Origin of the sequence: Methylocystis silviterrae, from assembly GCF_013350005.1 — a bacterium.
Taxonomy (GTDB): domain Bacteria; phylum Pseudomonadota; class Alphaproteobacteria; order Rhizobiales; family Beijerinckiaceae; genus Methylocystis; species Methylocystis silviterrae.
Genome location: NZ_JABVWW010000013.1, coordinates 80,674 through 97,316 on the forward strand (window position 1 = coordinate 80,674; position 16,643 = coordinate 97,316).

Consider the following 16,643-nt stretch of genomic DNA (forward strand, 5'->3'; position numbering starts at 1 on the left):
GGCGCGCGCACCGCGCTTGCGTGGAAGTCTTCTCCCCAACAAAAATTGGCCGCTCCCGCGCGATCAGCGGCGCGCGCCAACCCTCTCGCTTTGGGAGAGGGTGGCGCTCGGGATTTTTCATTGAATACGCCGATGAATTTTGTCGCCTCTGACGCCGACGCGCCCGCGACGCCCGGCGGCTATGCGCTGGCGTTGCGTCTCGACGCGCCGCTCGACATTCGCGTCGGGAAAATCATAGCGACGCTTCCCGCCGGCGATTATCTCTATTGCGGCTCGGCGCGAGGCCCCGGCGGACTGCGGGCGCGACTGGCGCGGCACATGCGGAAAAACAAGCGCATGCATTGGCATATCGACCAGCTCACCGCTGGGGCGAGCCTGCTCGGCGCCTACATCGTCGAAGGCGGCGACGAATGCGCCCTCAACGCCGCGCTCGACGATCTGTCAATCCCGATCGCCGGCTTCGGCAGCTCCGACTGCCGCCGCTGCGCCGCGCATTTGCGATTCTTGCCAAAGGGCGCGCCTCTTCCTTCCCGGTGGGAAAATGCTAGGAAGGCGGCACGTTTTACCTAAGAGCGAGTCGCAGAGAGCGGCCGAACTCTCGCTAGAGGCGCGGGCGACCGATCCCGCGGCCAATCAGGCTTATGTCCAAAGACGAAACCAAAACCAAAGTTGAGGCGCGCACGCCGCGCGGGCTCGCCGACCGCGAGGCTGGCGAACTCGCCGCCACGGCCCGGATGCTCGACGTCATCCGCGAGGTCTACGAGACCTACGGCTTCGAGGCGCTCGAGACGCCGGCGATCGAATACACGGACGCGCTCGGCAAGTTCCTGCCCGACCAGGATCGCCCGAATGAGGGCGTTTTCTCCTTCCAGGACGACGATGAGCAGTGGCTGTCGCTGCGCTACGACCTGACCGCGCCGCTGGCGCGTTTCGTCGCGCAGAATTTCGATCGGCTGCCCAAGCCCTATCGGTCCTATCGCGTTGGCCATGTCTACCGGAACGAGAAGCCGGGGCCGGGGCGGTTTCGGCAGTTCATGCAGTTCGACGCCGATACGGTCGGCTCCGCCTCGCCGGCCGCCGACGCCGAGATCTGCATGATGGCGGCGGACGCCATGGAGCGCCTGGGGATCGCCCGCGGCGATTACGTCATCAAAATCAATAGCCGCAAGGTGCTCGACGGCGTGATGCAGTCGATCGGTCTTGCCGGCGAAGAGAACGCGGGTCGCCGCCTCGTCGTGCTGCGCGCCATCGACAAGCTCGACCGGCTGGGCCCCGACGGCGTCCGGCAGTTGCTTGGCGAGGGCCGCAAGGACGACAGCGGGGATTTCACCAAAGGCGCGGGGCTCCCTCAGCCGGCGATCGACACGATCCTGTCCTTCAGCCTCGGGGGACAATATCGCGACGGTGCGCCGGCCTTCGATCTCTTCGGCCTGCTCGGCAAGAGCGAGGTCGGCGCCCAGGGCGCGGAGGAGCTTCTGGAAATCGAGGATCTCGCGCGCGACGCGGGCTTTGGGCCGGAACGCATCCGCGTCGACCCTTCCGTCGTGCGCGGCCTCGAATATTACACCGGCCCCGTTTTCGAGGCCGACCTCACCTTTGAAACCAAAGACGAGAAGGGAAATCCCGTGCGCTTCGGCTCCGTGGGGGGCGGTGGCCGTTACGACGGTCTCGTCGGGCGTTTCAGATCGGAAAATACGCCGGCGACCGGCTTCTCGATCGGCGTTTCGAGGCTCTTCGCGGCCTTGAAGCTGATCGGCAGCCCGATCGTCTCGGCGCGTCCGCATGTCGGCCCGGTCGTCGTGCTGGTCCTCGATCGCGAGAGGCTCGCCGACTATCAGCGGATGGCGGCGCAGCTGCGGGGCGCCGGGATCGCCGCCGAAATCTATCTCGGCGCTTCGGGCATGAAGGCGCAGATGAAATACGCCGACCGGCGCAACAGCCCGCTTGCGATCATCCAGGGCTCCGACGAAAAAGCGCGCGGCGAGGTCACCATCAAGGATCTCGTCGCCGGCGCGAAGGCCGCCGCCAATATCGCCACCAACGAGCAATGGAAGGCGCTCCGTCCCGCCCAATTCGCCGTGCCGGAAGCCGAACTCGTCGAAGAGGTCCGAAAGGCGCTCAAGGAACAAATTTAACCTGCGGCGAAGCAGATCATTGCCACGCGCGCGGGCGCGTATAGTTTTGCGAAGGGATAGAGGAGCAAACGCAGATGAATGGCGACACGCCCAAATCAATCGTCCATCCCACCGATCTCTCCTTCGCAAGCCAGGACGCCTTCGCGCATGCGCTGCGCATCGCCGTGGCCTGCAAGAGCATGTTGCACATTCTGCATATCGAAGCGCCCGAGACCGAGGAGGACGATTGGGATCGCTTTCCGCAGGTGCGCGAAATGCTGGCGCGCTGGAAGATGATCTCGCCGACCGCGACGCGCGCCGAGGCGGTCGAACAGCTCGGCGTCAAAATCGTCAAGGCGGCGGTCGAATCGGAATCGCCCGTCGTCGGCGTCACCGCCTATGTCGAGCGGCACCTGTGCGATCTTCTTGTGATGATGACCCGGCCGCGCAGCGCTCTGGAGCGTCTGCTCGCCAGCTCGGTCGCCGAGGAAACGGCGCGCGAGACGCATGTGCCGGCGCTGTTCCTGCGCGAGGATCAGAAAGGCTTCGTCGACCGGGAGACGGGCGCCGTCTCGCTCAATACGGTGCTGATGCCGGTCGAGGCGACGGTCTCGCCGCTCGACGCCTTCCGCCACGTCGCCGCAGTCGCGCATTGTCTCAACCCGGCCGCCGACGTCATGCTGCTGCATGTCGGCGAAGATCTGCCGCTTTTTGAAGGGCTGCTGCCGCATATCGAGTTGCGCCGCGGCCCCGTCGTCGAAACCATTCTCGCCTACGCCCAGGAGATCAAGGCCGACATGATCGCCATGCCGACGCGTGGCCGAAAGGGCCTGCTGGAGGCGCTGCGCGGCTCGACGACGCAGCGTGTGCTGCACGAGGCGCCCTGTCCGCTGCTCGCGTCTCCGGTGAAATAATCGCCGGCGCATCGCCGCTCAATCCCGACAGGCCGAAGGCCTGATCGGGACGCCAGAGTCGCGGTCCGAATTTTGGGAGCCTATTCGGGAATCTCGCTCAACGCGCGAGCGTCGGGTCGCTGTCGCGCCAGCTTTACAGCGAGCGCTGGAAATGCAGCACGCCGCCCTGCGCGCCCTTCAGGATGAGGTCGTCGCCCTTCGTGTCCCAATAGGGGCCCGAGAGCAGGACCGCCCAATAGTCGCGCTCGAAGGCGGCAAGCGGGCCTTCACATTTGCGTTCGTTGACCGCCGGCATGGTGCGCGGTCCGAGCCGGTTGGGGCCGATGATGAAGATGCCGGACCAGTTCTTGCAGCCCGAAAAACCGTTGGCGCGGCCGGTTGAGTCGATGGAGATCCACATCTCTACCGGCGGCGCTTTGCCGTTGATCTCCTTGAGCACGAAGTTCTGATTGTGCGGGAACGGCTGATAGCGCGGAATGCCGCCCGTCTCCTTGTTTTCGTCTTCCGGCTGCTTCTGCTCTGCGCCCTGAGGCGGTTTTGCGCGGCTCTTGGCGACGGCTGGCGCGGCGAGCGCAATGGCGCAGAGCGAGGCGGCTAAGGCGAGCAAAATCCTGTTCATCGCGTCAATCATCCTCCCCATAAGGCGACTCGCGCCAGTCGGTCCCGGGTCCGCGGCGCAGGGCCTTATAGCATGCTCGGCAGGACGCGGTCAGGCGGCCGGTGGCCGTCCATGAAGGTTTTGATGTTGATGATCACTTTCTCGCCCATATCGATGCGGCTTTCGATGGTCGCCGAGCCCATATGCGGGAGCAGCGTGACTTTCCCGGCCTTGGCGAGCTTCAATAATTTGGGAGAGACGGCGGGTTCATGCTCGAAGACGTCGAGGCCGGCGCCGGCCATTTCATCCGCTTCAAGCATGCGCACCAACGCGTTCTCGTCGACGATTTCGCCGCGCGCGGTATTGATCAAAATGGCGTGGGAACGCAGATGCGCCAGTCTGCGGGCGGAGAGAAGATGATAGGTCGCCGGCGTATGCGGACAGTGGATCGACACGACGTCGACTCGCGCCAGCATCTGATCGAGCGACTCCCAATAGGTCGCCTCCAATTGCTCTTCGAGATCGGCCGAGACTCGCCGACGATTATGGTAATGGATTGAAAGTCCAAAGCTTTTCGCCCGCCGCGCCAAGGCTTGGCCGATCCGGCCCATGCCGACGATGCCGAGCCTCTTGCCGGTGATCCGATGACCGAGCATCCAGGTCGGCGACCAGCCCGCCCAAGCGCCGTCGGGAATGGCGCTCGCGCCTTCGACGAGACGACGCGACACCGAAAGAATCAGCGCCATCGTCATGTCGGCCGTGTCTTCGGTCAAAACGCCGGGCGTGTTGGTGACGGTGATGGAGCGATCGAGCGCCGAGGCGACGTCGATATTGTCGACGCCATTGCCGAAATTGGCGATCAGCTTCATTTGCTCGCCGGCCTGGGCGATCAGATGGGAATCGATACGGTCGGTGATGGTCGGCACCAGCACGTCGGCCGTGCGCATGGCCTCGATGAGTTCGTCATGCGTGAGCGGCTTGTCGCTTTCGTTGAGGCGCGTGTCGAACAACTCGCACATGCGGGTTTCGATGACCTCGGGCAGCCGGCGCGACACGACAACGAGCGGCTTCTTTTTCGGCATATCCCTGGTCGTGCCTCCGCGTTCATGTTGTGTTGCAGCAGCGTTTCTGCGATTGCGCTATGATCTGCGCCGCGTCGCCGCAGCGGATGAAAAGACGCCGGCGAGTTTCGCCGGCTTCAACCGGGTCTTAACGACGGTCAGCGACAAAACCAATACGCCTCCTCGGCGGACGCATTCGACTTCCTAGCAGATGACGGGCCAAAGACAAGCGAGCGATCAGTCCATCATGTCGCGAATAAATACAGAATCTGCGCCAATTTCGGCCGCTTTCTCAAACGCTCAGGAACTTTTCCAAAAGCGTCGCCGCGCGGCTTTCGCCGCGCTCGTATGTGCGCTTTTTTGCGCAGCGCACGCCGCCGCTCAGGAGCCGCAGAAGGGCCCGGTGAGCGGCCTGCCCTTGCCCCGCTACGTCAGCCTCAAATCGGATCGGGTCAATGTTCGCGAAGGGCCGAGCAAGGAGCATCCGACTCTGTGGATCTACGAACGCGCTGCGCTCCCTGTCGAGATCACCGCCGAATTCGAAACCTGGCGCAAGATCCGCGATTCCGAAGGCGCCGAAGGCTGGGTGCTGCACTCGCTGCTCTCTGGACGACGCACCGCCTTGGTTGCGCCGTGGAAAAAGGAGCCGCAACTGCTCGTCGCCGCCGATCATTCGACGCCCGCGGCCAAGCTCGGCCCCGGCGTCATCGGCAATTTGCGCAGCTGCGACGGCAAATGGTGCCGCATCGCCGGTAAGGGCTTTGACGGCTATATGGAGCAGGAAAATCTCTGGGGCGTCTATCCGGGCGAGAAATTTGAATAGTCAGCCGGATGGACCGCCCGGCAGGCGGCTCTTGAGTTTCTCCAACGCCGTCGAAACGGCGTCCCGACTGAAGGGCTTGGCGACGACCGGCGCATCGGCATGCGCCTCAAGCACGCCCTGTTCGCCGTAACCGGTCACGAAGGCGAAGGGCTTATGCCGGCGCTCCAGAACGCCGGGGAGAACATGAGCCTTCTGGCCATTGAGGTTGACGTCGAGAAAGGCGATATCGAAATCTTCGCTCGTCGCCTTTTGCAGCGCCTCCTGCACATTGCCCGCGGTGGCGACGACTTGCGCGCCAAGCTCCTCGAGAAACATTTCGAGCGCCATGGCGATCACGGCCTCGTCTTCGACGATCAGGACGCGAGGCGTGTTCATTTGAGCACTTCCACGCCAAGAGGAATGTCCAACTCGCAGCGAAATCCTTCGCAGGGGAATTCGACCGCGATCCGCGCGCCCGCTTCGGACGCCAGCGTTTTCTCGATCAGGCGCATGCCAAATCCTTTGACCGATGGGGGCGAGATCGGCGGTCCGCCATATTCGCGCCAGACGAGATGGAGCTTAGAAGCGCGTCCTTTGGCGTCAATGCTCCACCCGACGGCGACTCGTCCGCTCGGCGCCGAGAGCGATCCGTGTCTGACGGCGTTCGCGCACAATTCATGCAGCGTCATCGCCAGGGCCGCCGCGATGCGCGGGCAGACGTCGACTGGCGCTCCTGAAACGTCGAAATTCTCCTGGCCCGCCGGGGCGGTCGCAGTACGCACGAGTTCGTCGACCTGCGCCTTCGTCCAGTTTTCACGGGTCAGCACGTCATGCACGGCGGCGAGCGCCAGCAGACGATTCTCAAAGAGCTCCACCGAATTCTGCTTCAACTCGCGCAACGAATGCAAAGCGATCGAGTGAACCGTCGCAAGCGTATTCTTGACGCGATGGTTGAGCTCGTGGATCAGAAGCTGCAGGCGTTCGCGGTCGCGTTCCTGTTCGGTGACGTCGGTGTTCGTGCCGAACCAGCCGACGACTGCGCCGTTCTCGCGCAGCGGTTCGATGCGCGTCAGAAACGGCCGGTAGAACCCGTCGGCGCCTCTGAGCGGAAAGATCATTTGGAAAAATTCGCCGTGCTGGATCGCATGCGTCCAGCGCTCCAGCATCTTGGGCAGCACGTCCGGATGATGTACCGATTGCCAACCCCATCCCGCCATCTCCTCGGGCGTCGCGCCGGTATATTCATACCACCGGTCATTGTACCAAAACACCCAGCCATCCGGTCGCGCCATCCAGGCGAGATTCGGTATGGAATTGGCGAGCGCCTTGAACTGCGCGTAGGTGATCTCGGATTCCTGTTTGGTCGCCCGCTGCGACATTGCTCCCGCCCCACCCTGGCTTTCGAAGAGGTCCCGACGGCCCTGCGGCGACGTCGAGCTGCTTCGAAATGTGTCGTCTCCCGGAATATAGGGCGGGCTTAGGCGCGGCGAAGACGCACCACGACATCTACGCGTGCGACGCGCAAACCGTCGGGCGGCTGGGGAAGATCGGAGACCGAGACATTCGCGCCGGCGATGTCGTAAAGCTCTCCGTCGTCTTCGAGAAGAAAATGATGGTGGTCGGCGGTATTGGTGTCGAAATACACCCGGGCGCCGTCGACGGCGATCTCCCGCAGCAAGCCTGCCTGGGTGAACTGGTGGAGCGCGTTGTACACGGTCGCGAGGGATACGGAGAGATTGGCGGCGAGCGCCTCTTCATAGAGCCGCTCCGCCGTCACATGACGATCGCCGCTCTGTCCAAACAGCAACTCGCCGAGGGATAGCCGCTGACGGGTCGGCCGCAGCCCGGCGTTGGCCAGCAACTCTGCGACGCGCTTGCGCGGCGCACAGTCTGGCGGAACGGTCGAATTCGGCTCGGCGTCCATTGCAGCGGCTCGCGGTTTTCCACTCTCGCGGTTTTCTACATGGCATCATAGGGGGAATGGCGGGAAATTCAACGCCGCCCGGCTGTTGCGACCCCGCTTGCGACGGCGCTTCCGGCCCGGGCGAGGCTATGTTACGGATCGCTTCGCCCAAAAGCGGATAAGAGCGGCGCCGCCGCCGGCGCCAAAAAGATAAGGGCGCGCCCTTTGGGCGCTTGGGGAAGAATGGGCCTTCAAAGGCTCCAACGCGAGGAACAAAGCACGATGGGCGAAAGGCGCTCCTCATTCGGCTACGAGGATTTACTGGCATGCGGCGAGGAAAAGCTGTTCGGCCCGGGCAATGCCCAGCTGCCGCTGCCGCCGATGCTGATGTTCGACCGGATCACCGAGATCTTCGAAGACGGCGGCGAGCACGGCAAAGGCTACATGCGCGCCGAACTCGACATTAAACCGAGTCTTTGGTTCTTCGACTGCCATTTCAAGGGCAATCCCGTGATGCCGGGCTGCCTTGGCCTCGACGCTCTATGGCAGATGGTCGGCTTCTATCTCGCCTGGCTCGACAATCCGGGACGCGGCATGGCGCTGGGCGTCGGCGAGGTGAAATTCAGCGGGCAAGTTCGCCCGACCGTCAAAAAGGTGACCTACGGCATCGACTTTAAGCGCGTCTTCAAGGGCAAGCTTGTGCTCGGCATCGCCGACGGCTGGGTCGCGGCGGACGGAGAGCGCATCTATGAGGCGAAGGATTTGAAGGTTGGGCTCGCCAAGGCCGAGGCGCCGGCCGCCGCCTGAAGCCCACACAAAGGCGCGGGAAAGCGCCGCCAAGGAGTTGGACCAATGAGACGAGTCGTCGTCACCGGCATGGGGATTGTGTCGTCGATCGGCAACACCACCCAGGAAGTGATCGCTTCGCTGCGCGAGGCGAAGTCTGGCATCGCCCGCGCCGAGAAATACGCCGAACTCGGCTTCCGTTCGCAGGTGTACGGAATGCCGTCGCTCGACCCCTCGACGCTCGTCGACCGCCGCGCCATGCGCTTCCATGCGACAGGCACGGCGTGGAACCACGTCGCCATGGATCAGGCGATCGCCGACGCCGGCCTGACCGAAGCGGAAATCTCCAACGCGCGCACCGGAATCATCATGGGGTCCGGCGGCCCCTCGACCCACACGCTTGTCGAATCCGCCGACATCACCCGCACCAAGGGACCCAAGCGCGTCGGTCCCTTCGCCGTGCCCAAATGCATGTCTTCGACCGCCTCGGCGACGCTTGCGGTCTGGTTCAAGATCAAGGGCGTCAACTATTCGATCTCGTCGGCCTGCGCCACGTCCAATCACTGCATCGGCAACGCCTACGAACTGATTCAGTATGGCAAGCAGGACATGATGTTCGCGGGCGGTTGCGAGGAGCTGGAGTGGGAGCTGTCGGTTCTCTTCGACGCCATGGGCGCCATGTCCTCCTCCTATAATGATCGGCCGGCGACGGCCTCGCGCGCCTATGACAAGAATCGCGACGGTTTCGTCATCGCCGGCGGCGCCGGCGTGCTGGTGCTCGAAGAATTCGAACACGCCAAGGCGCGCGGCGCGAAGATCTACGCCGAAGTCGCCGGCTATGGGGCGACCTCCGACGGCCATGACATGGTGGCGCCCTCGGGCGAGGGCGCGGTGCGCTGCATGCAGCAGGCGCTCGCGACGGTGAAGTGCCCGATCGACTACATCAACCCCCACGCCACGGCGACCCCGGTCGGCGACGCCAAGGAAATCGAGGCGCTGCGCGAAGTGTTCGGCGTCGGCGACAAATGCCCGCCGATCGCCGCGACCAAATCCCTGACCGGCCATTCGCTCGGCGCGACGGGCGTGCAGGAGGCGATCTATTCCTTGTTGATGATGCAGAACGGCTTCATCTGCGAAAGCGCCAATATCGAAGAACTCGATCCGGATTTCGCCGACATGCCCATCATGCGGGCGCGCCGCGACAATGTGAAGCTTGGCGCGGTGCTGTCCAACTCATTCGGCTTCGGCGGCACCAATGCGACATTGGTGTTCAAGCATCCAGACGCCTGACGCCGATCCCTCGCGATACGTCATGGCCGGGCTTGTCCCGGCCATGGACGTCGAGACATCCAGCCGGCGTTTAGGAGGCGATTCTTCCAGTTGCGAACGACGCCCGCGGCGCTCGTGAACAGAAGTATCGCCGATACGGCCCACAGCGTCGTTGTTCTTTGCTGTCTGCGTCTCCATAGGGCTTAGGCCCAAACTTTCGATCTCTCCTACGACGACAATCGCCATATGACAGTTTCAACCGGTCTCCTGCAGGGTAAGCGCGGCCTCATCATGGGCGTCGCCAATGATCATTCCATCGCCTATGGCATCGCGCGCGTTCTTGCGCGCCATGGCGCGACGCTCGCATTCACCTATCAGGGCGAGGCGCTCGGCAAGCGCGTCAAGCCGCTCGCGCAGGAGCTCGGGTCGAACCTTGTGCTGCCGTGCGACGCCGAGGATATTTCGACGGTGGATCAGGTGTTCGCGCGTCTCGAACAGGACTGGGGCGATATGGATTTTCTCGTCCACTCCATCGCCTATTCCGACAAGAGCGAATTGAAGGGACTCTACGCCGACACAAGCCGAGAGAATTTCATTCGCACGCTTGTCATTTCCTGTTTTTCCTTCACCGAAGCCGCGCGCCGCGCCGCCAGGCTGATGAAGAACGGCGGATCGCTGCTGACGGTCAGCTTCGGCGGCGGCACGCATGTCATGCCGAATTACAACGTCATGGGCGTCGCGAAGGCGGCGCTCGATTCATCGGTGCGCTATCTTGCCGCCGATTTCGGCGATCGCGGCATTCGCGTCAATGCGCTGTCGCCCGGCCCAGTGCGCACCATGGCGGGCGCCGGCATCACGGGCGCGCGGGCGATGGGCGCGTTTCAAAAAAAGCATTGTCCATTGCGTCGGATGATCACGCTTGATGAAATTGGCGGCTCGGCGCTCTATCTGCTGTCGGAGCTTTCGGGCGGCGTTACGGGCGAAGTTCATCTTGTCGACGCCGGCTACAACATCATGTTGCAGCCACGTCCCGAGGATCTCAACGGCGAGGAGTAAGGCAATGAGGATAGCGCTGTCTTTGGGTTTCGTCCTCGTTGCGGCGCCGGCGATGGCCGCGAGCGCGGATCCGACGACCGGCGCGCGTATCGCCAAAGCCGAATGCGCCTCATGCCATGCCGTTGGATCCGACGCAGAGGCCAAGAGCCCGGACCCCAAGGCGCCGCGATTTATCGATGTGGCGAAGATGCCTTCGGCGACTGAACTGTCGCTCAAAGTTTTTCTGCGCTCTTCGCACAAGAACATGCCCAACATCATTCTTGCCCGCGAAGAGATCGACTCGCTGGCAAGCTATATTTTGGGGCTTGGCGGCAAATAGCCGCCAAGCTGATTGAAAGCTGTTCCGCGCGGTAAATTTATGCGGCCATCTTGCGTCCGGACATCCTGCGGCATTCCTCGGCGCAGCGACGGCATTCGTCGGCGCATTCCTTCATGTCCGGAATCGGATCGCACTCCTTGGCGCAGGTTTCGCACGCCTCGGCGCAGAGCGCGCACATCTGTTTCGCCAGCGGCGAATTCATCAGCATCATTTGCGTGCTGTTGCGGCACATATCGGCGCAGGCGATCATCGCCCGGAAATGTTTGGGCTTCACATGCTCGCCGCCTTTCTCAAGGCAATGGGTCATCGCCATGCCGAAGCACATCTGATAACAGTTCAGGCAGGCGTCGATGCAGGCCTGCATTTCCTTCGGGATCATGTGCATGATGGATCGTTCCTCTTATAGGCTTTCCGCCTCGCCGCCCCGCAGGCAGCTAGTTCACCTGCCTCGCAGGTCAAGATTTGTGACGAAGGCGCAGGACCGACGGTCAAGTTTCGGCCTTTGGGCTTCGATCGTCGTTGCGGCGATCTTGCAGAGGGGCGAAGAAGGCTAATCCGCCGGCGGCTATTTGCGGGTTCTGACCACTAAGGCGCGGGCAGGGACGGTTTCGCTGGGACCTGTGCTTAACTTCCTCTTTTGGCGACGACGATCGCGCATCCGTCAATGCGTAATGCGACTGGACGCCGGCCGCGCCCGAGCGTTCCGGATTGGCCTTCGAGCGTCGCGCATGGTTACGCGCGCGCGGCGCAAGACGCGTATGCGCTGGCAGAACTGTCGCGGCGTTCCAATTTACTGTTGAGCTGCGCGCCAAAATTGCGCGCCAAGAGGGCTGCGCGCGCGTCGATTTGTTGCTCGCCGTCGATTTGCGTTTCTGCGGCGCGGGCGGCGGGACTCTCGGATCGCGCCAGTCGGCGTCCTTTTTGAGCGCCTCATCGAAAAGGCGCGCTTATTCGCGCTGGTCGCGCCTGCCATATTGAGCTCAGCGCCGCGGTCGACGGAGGCGTTGCCGTGACCGAAGGAACCGCCGTTTTTGGGGGCGCGGCGGCCGTATTGCCGAGCGGGCGACGACGGTCGAGGATGCGCAAGGGACGCCGAGATCGATTACGATGCCGTTTCTGATGGCGCGAGGAAGGATGACACGCGTGGCCCATAAGCATCAACATGATCACACCTCGCATGAGGAATCGAGATCGGCCCGCGACGACGCTGCGACCGAAGATGCGGCTCACGGCGATCCGCACGCGTCGAACATCATCTACACATGCCCGATGCATCCGCAGATTCGCCAGATCGGCCCCGGCAATTGTCCGATCTGCGGCATGACGCTCGAGCCGCTGGTCGCTTCAAGTGAAGTCGAACCGAACGCCGAACTCGTAGATATGACAAGGCGGTTCTGGATCGGGCTGGCGTTGGCGGCGCCGGTGCTGGTCTTGGAGATGGGCGGCCATTTATTCAATCTGCATCACTTGCTAGCGCCGCAGGCGTCGAACTGGCTTCAGCTCATCTTGGCGACCCCGGTCGTACTCTGGGCTGGCTGGCCGTTTTTTGTTCGAGGCGCGCAGTCGCTCGTGACACGCAATCTGAATATGTTCACCCTCATCGCCATGGGAACTGGCGTCGCCTGGATTTACAGCGTCGCCGCAACATTCGCGCCGTCTCTTTTTCCACCTGCATTTCGTAACATCGACGGCTCTGTCCCGATCTATTTCGAGGCGGCGGCGGTGATCATCGTCCTTGTTCTGCTTGGACAAGTTCTTGAATTGCGCGCGCGGGAACAGACCGGCGGCGCCATACGCGCGCTCCTCGATCTCGCGCCAAAAATGGCGACTCGGATTAACGCTGACGGATCCGACGAAGAGATTGTGCTGGATCTTGTGAAGGTCGGCGAGCGCCTGCGCGTCCGTCCAGGAGAAAAGGTTCCTGTGGACGGCGAACTCGTCGAGGGCCGCAGTTCGGTCGATGAATCCATGGTCACCGGCGAATCCATGCCGGTGACCAAGACTGCAGGCGACAATGTCATTGGCGGCACGCTCAATCAGACTGGCGGCTTTGTGATGCGCGCCGAGAAGGTTGGCCACGACACCGTGCTCTCGAGGATTGTCGAGATGGTCGCATCGGCGCAGAGAAGCCGCGCGCCAATACAACGCCTCGCCGATCAAGTGGCGGGATGGTTCGTGCCCGTCGTCATTCTCATCGCCGTTCTTGCATTTCTTGCCTGGGCGATCTGGGGACCGGAACCACGCATGACGTATGGCCTTGTTGCGGCGGTCTCCGTTCTCATCATCGCCTGCCCCTGCGCGCTCGGTCTTGCGACGCCGATGTCGATCATGGTCGGCGTGGGACGCGGCGCGCAGTCGGGCGTGCTGATAAAAAGCGCCGAGGCGCTGGAGCGCTTGGAAAAAATAGACACGCTGGTGGTGGACAAGACCGGGACGCTCACCGAAGGCAAGCCGCGCGTCACGGCCATCCGCGTCGTTGCGGGCATAGTAGAGAACGATCTACTGGCGACGGCGGCGAGTCTTGAACGCGCCAGCGAGCATCCGCTGGCGTTGGCGATCGTTCAGGCGGCAGCCGAGCGCGGGCTCGCGCTCAAGGGCGCGACGGATTTCGATTCCCCCGTGGGCAAGGGCGTCATCGGCCAGGTCGAAGGCAATGCGGTCGCGATCGGCAATCGTCGATACCTCGTGGAGCTCGGCGTCGATGCGACGCCGCTCGATAGCGACGCTGAACGCCTGCGGGAAGACGGCGCGACAGCGATCTTCGTGGCAATCAACGGAAAGATTGCTGGCGTCATTGCCATCGCCGACCCCATCAAAGCGACGACGGAAGCTGCGCTGCAATCGCTGCGCGACGATGGCGTCGCCGTGGTGATGCTGACCGGCGATAACTGGACAACGGCGCGCGCCGTCGCCAAACGCTTGGGGATCGGCGAGATCGAAGCTGAGATCCTCCCGGAGGACAAGAGCAAGGTCGTGACCCGCTTGCGCGAGGCGGGTCGAATCGTCGCCATGGCGGGAGACGGCGTGAATGACGCCCCTGCCTTGGCCGCCGCCGATGTCGGCATCGCCATGGGAACCGGAACCGATGTCGCGATCGAAAGCGCGGGCGTGACTTTGCTGAAGGGCGATCTCGGGGGCATCGTGCGTGGCCGACGTCTCTCCAAGACAACGATGCGCAACATCCGGGAGAATCTGTTCTTTGCGTTCATTTATAATGCCGCGGGCGTGCCCATTGCGGCTGGCGCGCTCTATCCGATCTTCGGGCTACTCTTATCGCCGACGATCGCCGCCGCAGCGATGGCGCTGTCATCAGTCAGCGTCGTCGTCAATTCCCTGCGACTGAGGCAAGCCCAACTGGATCCCGAAAGAAAGATTGAGATGCCGCCGTTCTCCTACTAGCCACTAGATTGCGATGATGCTCATACCGTGGCGCAAAAACGCCTAGCGCCGCGCCATAATAGCTTTGACGCGGCGGACGACGATCTTTGCACGCTCGGTCAACGGAAATTGGACAACCAGGGGCGGGCGTGTGATGGTCGCCGCCTGCACGCCGGCACGTCACCCTCTCCGCCACTCCCGATAGGGGGCAGCGCACTATTCATGAGCTTTTGCCGGCCGCGCCGCGCTCGCGCGCCGCATCGATATTAATCTCCAACTAGCGAAAGGGCTACGAAACCGAAATGACCAAGCTGAAGAAGGAGACTAACCAGCCCGCGCCCGCCAATTCGATCGAAAAGCAAGACTCCGACCGCCAACACATTTGCAATCAAAGGCAAAGCGGGAATTTGAGGCCATTGGCCGCATCGGCTCCTATTCAGTTCATGCAGATCCGAAATGGAAGGTGCCGCTGGCCGATCGGCGATCCGCACCATTTCGACTCGTTCCGGTTCTGTGGCTGCGCGTGCGCGCCAGAGGCCATTTATTGCGATACGCACAAGAATATGGCTTTTGCTCCGAACCGGGCTAGGACGTTCGTGCCAGGAAGAGCCGTTCCACTGCCGGCGACCAAAGTTTCTTGACGAACCGGGCTCCTTGCGAAATCGCTTGGCGCGCAGGTCGAGAATTTCGATGGGTCCGCTCGTCCTGCGCGCCAGTCGATGGCGGCTAGGCTTTTCTGACGAACTCCGTCCGCAGCACGAGTCCTTTTACTTTCTCAGCGCGGCAATCGATCTCGGCCGGATCATCCGTGAGCCGGATATTTTTGATCAAGGCGCCGCGTTTCAGGACGACGGACGAGCCCTTAACCTTCAAGTCCTTTATCAAGGTCACGGAATCGCCGTCCTTAAGTTCTGCGCCATTGCTGTCTTTCACGACTACCGTCATCAGGCACTCCGAGCATTCCATAGTTGATCATGCGCATCGTTATATTCGCCGAGGAGCCCGTTTGCATATCCCAGGCGATCATTCGCTCATTCAGAGGCCAATCGGCCATCCGCCTCGGGGCTTCGTCCGGTCGAGCCGACGCCTTATTCCGCTTCTTCGTCTGGATCAAGACGTCCAGAACTTCTCCTTCCGCCAAGGTGGCGCGCGATGCCGGCGACCATTTTCGAAGGCGGATCTGCCGAAGAACCGCCTTGATCACTGATCCCGTAATATCTCCTGGAGTATTTCCTCAACCGAGTGCGGCGAAATTCCGAGATCTTCAAATCCTGGCATCTCTGGCGACCACACAGTGTCGACCTGCATCAGCTCTACTTGATTGCGAGTGATGGGCGGGCTCGGGAGCATTTCCGCGAACCACGCCAGCGTGCGCCAAACGGCAAATGGAATAGGAACTAACATAGGCTTAAGGCTGGCTTCGTGGGCAATGACCCGGAGCAATTCTTCATAAGAGTAGACGCGAGGTCCGCCAAACTCGAAGGTCATCGCATGCACGTCCTTCCGATCCAGCGCCCTAGCGATTGCTTCCGCCACATCTTCCACATACGCGGGCTGCAGTCTCGTGAGACCGCGCCCGAACATCGGATAGATTGGAAGCCGGCCGAGGAGTTTGAGGATGGAGGTGAGAAATGAATCGTCAGGTCCGAACATCACCGCCGGGCGAATGAGAATTGTATCTGCGAACGCGGCGCGAACCGCCAATTCGCCTTCGCCACGCTTGCGGATGTAGAGCGATGATGAGCCGGCATCGGAGCCGATTCCCGAGACGTGCGCGAGCTGCTCAACTTGGGCTCGACGCGCCTGATCGGCTAATCGTTGAGCAGCCTCAACGTGCACAGAATGAAAAGTCTCGCGGCCATGCTCGACGTATAGGCTTACCGCATTCACAACGCCGTAAGCGCCAGCAAGCGCATCGGCGATTGACTGCTCATCGTGAATGTTGGCCTCGACCGAGCGAAGTTGCGGATCATCGAAACCAAACAGCCTATGAGCCCGATCCGGATGCCTCGACGCAACCCGAACAAAAAACCCAGCCTTGCGGAGGCGCCAAACGACGCGGCGACCGAGAAACCCGGTTCCGCCGAACACGACAATGGAGCGCTCGTGCATGGTCGCCATGGCTCAAATTGGCCGCTTACGTCGGAGCAGCCCAAGTGCATATAGATAACGTGGATGCATGGCGCGCCAACTGCATGCGCCTTGCGTGGATCGGACAAGCAAGCTGCACAAGCCTGCAGAGGCGCCTCTGAAGCGGGGGAGTTTACGTCCGGCGTGCAGTAGCTCGCCGTGCGTGCTCTAGGGTCCAGACTCATAACCAATAGCTGATTGTCGCCGCGATGCAGACGGCTGCGAGAAAGTTAGTTGCGCTTCGATCGTAGCGCGTGGCGATGCGCCTGAAGTCCTTCAACCGGCAGAACATGCGCTCGATGGCGTTTCGGTT

The 16,643-nt window shown here is 62.2% G+C and carries 20 protein-coding genes and 1 pseudogene; 12 read left to right on the forward strand and 9 right to left on the reverse strand.

Translation table 11 applies throughout. The annotated features are described in order from the left end of the window. Positions 1-132: 132 nt before the first annotated feature. The 3 genes from HUN39_RS13680 (at position 133) to HUN39_RS13690 (ending at position 3,028) form a co-directional block, all read left to right on the forward strand. Positions 133-570, forward strand: a complete 438-nt coding sequence (locus HUN39_RS13680; RefSeq protein WP_175095047.1) for a GIY-YIG nuclease family protein — start codon at positions 133-135, stop codon at positions 568-570. 71 nt (positions 571-641) lie between these two features. Beyond that, the gene (hisS, locus tag HUN39_RS13685; protein ID WP_175095048.1) at positions 642-2,135 is read left to right on the forward strand and encodes a histidine--tRNA ligase; all 1,494 of its coding nucleotides are present in this window, start codon (positions 642-644) and stop codon (positions 2,133-2,135) included. Positions 2,136-2,209: 74 nt separating this feature from the next. Next, positions 2,210-3,028 carry a universal stress protein gene (locus tag HUN39_RS13690; RefSeq protein ID WP_175095049.1) on the forward strand — a complete coding sequence of 273 codons (819 nt, stop codon included), beginning with the start codon at positions 2,210-2,212 and terminating at the stop codon, positions 3,026-3,028. Between the two features lie 133 nt (positions 3,029-3,161). Here HUN39_RS13690 and HUN39_RS13695 read toward each other — a convergent pair whose 3' ends face one another. Further along, a complete protein-coding gene (locus HUN39_RS13695; protein ID WP_232366090.1) occupies positions 3,162-3,647 on the reverse strand; it encodes an META domain-containing protein in 486 nt (161 codons plus the stop codon). A gap of 65 nt (positions 3,648-3,712) precedes the next feature. Beyond that, the gene (locus tag HUN39_RS13700) at positions 3,713-4,708 is read right to left on the reverse strand and encodes a 2-hydroxyacid dehydrogenase (RefSeq protein WP_175095050.1); all 996 of its coding nucleotides are present in this window, start codon (positions 4,706-4,708) and stop codon (positions 3,713-3,715) included. Positions 4,709-4,934: 226 nt separating this feature from the next. Between HUN39_RS13700 and HUN39_RS13705 the strand changes: the two genes are divergently transcribed. Beyond that, entirely contained in the window at positions 4,935-5,510 is a 576-nt protein-coding gene (locus HUN39_RS13705) for an SH3 domain-containing protein (RefSeq protein WP_408631408.1), read from the forward strand. Here HUN39_RS13705 and HUN39_RS13710 read toward each other — a convergent pair whose 3' ends face one another. The 3 genes from HUN39_RS13710 to irrA form a co-directional block, all read right to left on the reverse strand. Continuing rightward, the gene (locus HUN39_RS13710; protein WP_175095052.1) at positions 5,511-5,885 is read right to left on the reverse strand and encodes a response regulator; all 375 of its coding nucleotides are present in this window, start codon (positions 5,883-5,885) and stop codon (positions 5,511-5,513) included. It abuts the gene before it with no gap. Further along, positions 5,882-6,868 carry a sensor histidine kinase gene (locus HUN39_RS13715; RefSeq protein WP_175095053.1) on the reverse strand — a complete coding sequence of 329 codons (987 nt, stop codon included), beginning with the start codon at positions 6,866-6,868 and terminating at the stop codon, positions 5,882-5,884. Before HUN39_RS13715 ends, HUN39_RS13710 begins: the two co-directional genes overlap by 4 nt. Before the next feature lie 98 nt (positions 6,869-6,966). Further along, positions 6,967-7,413 (reverse strand): iron response transcriptional regulator IrrA, encoded by a 447-nt coding sequence (gene irrA, locus HUN39_RS13720; protein ID WP_175095054.1) that lies wholly within the window; start codon positions 7,411-7,413, stop codon positions 6,967-6,969. 261 nt (positions 7,414-7,674) lie between these two features. Here irrA and fabA point away from each other — a divergent pair, with 261 nt between their 5' ends. From fabA to HUN39_RS13740, 4 genes are all read left to right on the forward strand, one after another. Then, a complete protein-coding gene (fabA, locus tag HUN39_RS13725; RefSeq protein ID WP_014891799.1) occupies positions 7,675-8,199 on the forward strand; it encodes a 3-hydroxyacyl-[acyl-carrier-protein] dehydratase FabA in 525 nt (174 codons plus the stop codon). A 45-nt stretch (positions 8,200-8,244) separates the two neighbouring features. After that, the gene (gene fabB, locus HUN39_RS13730) at positions 8,245-9,468 is read left to right on the forward strand and encodes a beta-ketoacyl-ACP synthase I (RefSeq protein WP_175095055.1); all 1,224 of its coding nucleotides are present in this window, start codon (positions 8,245-8,247) and stop codon (positions 9,466-9,468) included. A gap of 225 nt (positions 9,469-9,693) precedes the next feature. Beyond that, positions 9,694-10,503, forward strand: coding sequence for an enoyl-ACP reductase FabI (gene fabI, locus HUN39_RS13735; RefSeq protein ID WP_175095056.1), 810 nt, complete (start codon positions 9,694-9,696; stop codon positions 10,501-10,503). A 4-nt stretch (positions 10,504-10,507) separates the two neighbouring features. Beyond that, the gene (locus tag HUN39_RS13740; protein WP_175095057.1) at positions 10,508-10,822 is read left to right on the forward strand and encodes a c-type cytochrome; all 315 of its coding nucleotides are present in this window, start codon (positions 10,508-10,510) and stop codon (positions 10,820-10,822) included. 37 nt (positions 10,823-10,859) lie between these two features. Here the strand turns inward: HUN39_RS13740 and HUN39_RS13745 are convergent, their stop codons facing one another. Next, a complete protein-coding gene (locus tag HUN39_RS13745; protein ID WP_123174614.1) occupies positions 10,860-11,207 on the reverse strand; it encodes a four-helix bundle copper-binding protein in 348 nt (115 codons plus the stop codon). 121 nt (positions 11,208-11,328) lie between these two features. On the opposite strand from HUN39_RS13745, the pseudogene repC reads away from it, so the two are divergent. The 4 genes and pseudogenes from repC to HUN39_RS13760 all read left to right on the forward strand — a co-directional run. Continuing rightward, a pseudogene (repC, locus tag HUN39_RS19510) lies at positions 11,329-11,448 on the forward strand (replication initiation protein RepC); the annotation flags it as partial. 11 nt (positions 11,449-11,459) lie between these two features. Beyond that, positions 11,460-11,747, forward strand: a complete 288-nt coding sequence (locus tag HUN39_RS13750; protein ID WP_269750337.1) for a DUF1403 family protein — start codon at positions 11,460-11,462, stop codon at positions 11,745-11,747. A 209-nt stretch (positions 11,748-11,956) separates the two neighbouring features. After that, positions 11,957-14,221, forward strand: a complete 2,265-nt coding sequence (locus HUN39_RS13755; RefSeq protein WP_175095059.1) for a copper-transporting P-type ATPase — start codon at positions 11,957-11,959, stop codon at positions 14,219-14,221. Positions 14,222-14,502: 281 nt separating this feature from the next. Continuing rightward, positions 14,503-14,841, forward strand: coding sequence for a GcrA family cell cycle regulator (locus tag HUN39_RS13760; protein ID WP_175095060.1), 339 nt, complete (start codon positions 14,503-14,505; stop codon positions 14,839-14,841). 85 nt (positions 14,842-14,926) lie between these two features. Here HUN39_RS13760 and HUN39_RS13765 read toward each other — a convergent pair whose 3' ends face one another. From HUN39_RS13765 to HUN39_RS13775, 3 genes are all read right to left on the reverse strand, one after another. After that, complete coding sequence (locus tag HUN39_RS13765; RefSeq protein ID WP_175095061.1) at positions 14,927-15,145, reverse strand: alkylphosphonate utilization protein; 219 nt, start codon at positions 15,143-15,145, stop codon at positions 14,927-14,929. A 255-nt stretch (positions 15,146-15,400) separates the two neighbouring features. Then, on the reverse strand, positions 15,401-16,321 hold the full coding sequence (locus HUN39_RS13770; RefSeq protein ID WP_175095062.1) for a complex I NDUFA9 subunit family protein: 921 nt from the start codon (positions 16,319-16,321) through the stop codon (positions 15,401-15,403). A gap of 190 nt (positions 16,322-16,511) precedes the next feature. After that, the coding region (locus HUN39_RS13775) for a transposase (protein ID WP_175095063.1) at positions 16,512-16,643 on the reverse strand (132 nt) is incomplete at its 5' end.